The sequence below is a fragment of the Mycobacterium sp. E2238 genome (assembly GCF_001672665.1).
In the GTDB taxonomy this organism is placed as follows: Bacteria; Actinomycetota; Actinomycetes; order Mycobacteriales; family Mycobacteriaceae; genus Mycobacterium.
Map to the genome: position 1 here is coordinate 1 of NZ_LZKF01000013.1, position 1,193 is coordinate 1,193.

The following is a 1,193-nucleotide window of genomic DNA, read 5'->3' on the forward strand; positions in this document are numbered from 1 at the left end:
CGGAATCCGTATCGGGGTCCGGCGCCGGCGTGGGTGCCAGAGCCCATACCGGCCAGGGGCATGCCGCCGAGCAGGTTGCCCGGTCCCCCGGCTCCTTCGGGGGCGGCGCTGATGGCGCTGACCGGGATGGCGGTATGGCCCATGGCCGGCACGGCCGGGCCGCCGGTCCAGGCCACCGGTACCGACAGCTTGCCCCCGAGGGAGGCCGCGCCGCCGATGGCCGCCGCCGGGTGCACCGCACCGGCACCGCCGCCGAGCAGGCCACCGAGTCCACCCAGGCCGGGCAGGGCCTTGGCCGCCGCGGGAGCCGCGCCACCGATCAACCCCACCGTCTTGGAGATCTGGGTGAAGGTGTTGGCCATACCGGTACTGAAGTACGGCAGACCCTCGGTGTTATAGAACAAGCTCGCGAACGGGCTGTAACCGTTGACGGCCGCTCCCAGGTTGGTCGGGAAGGCGGTTTGGCCGGTCAACAGGAACCACAACTCGCTCATCGGATCGTTCGTCGTCGTCGTCGCGGCGGTTGCTGCTGCCTTGACTGGCGCGGTGGTCGTCGTCGTCGCGGTGGTGGCGGCCTTTTGTACGGTGTTGGCGGTGTTGCCGGCCGTGGTGTTGGCTGCCGCGTTGGCCAGCGTGCTGGCCTGGGTGGTCGTGCCCGCGTCGTTGGTGACCTTGGGCGCGGCCTGAAACTGCGTGATGCCCTTGGTCGCCGCGGTGGACTGCGCCGAGTAGTTGGCCATCGCGCCGGCATCCTGGGCCCAAAACTCGCCGTACTGGGCCTCCAACTGCGCGATCGCCCCGGTGTTCTGCCCGATCACATTGGTGGCCTGCAACTGCTGCACCAAGGCCCGGTTGGCCGCGATCACCGGCGGGGGCACCACCGCGGAAAACGCCGCCTCATAGGCCGCCGCCGCCGCGCTGGCCTGCACCGCGGCCTGCTCAGCCTGAGCCGCCGTGGTGGCCAGCCACTCCGCATACGGAGTCGCCGCGGCCGCCATCGCCGCCGAGGCCGTACCCGCCCACTCCTCACTGGCAAGCTGAGTCACCACGTTCTGATAACTCAACGCCGCCGACTGCAACTCCGCAGCAATCGCATTCCACGCCGACGCCGCGGTCATCAACGACCCCGACCCCGGACCGGCATAAATCCGCGCCGAATTAACCTCCGGCGGAAGCGCCCCAAAATCAAACAC

The 1,193-nt window shown here is 69.8% G+C and carries 1 protein-coding gene; it reads right to left on the minus strand.

Going from position 1 to position 1,193, the window contains the following annotated elements; genetic code table 11:
- Positions 1-1,193: PPE family protein (locus A5711_RS00955; protein ID WP_304528453.1), on the minus strand; the 1,193-nt coding region annotated here is incomplete at both ends.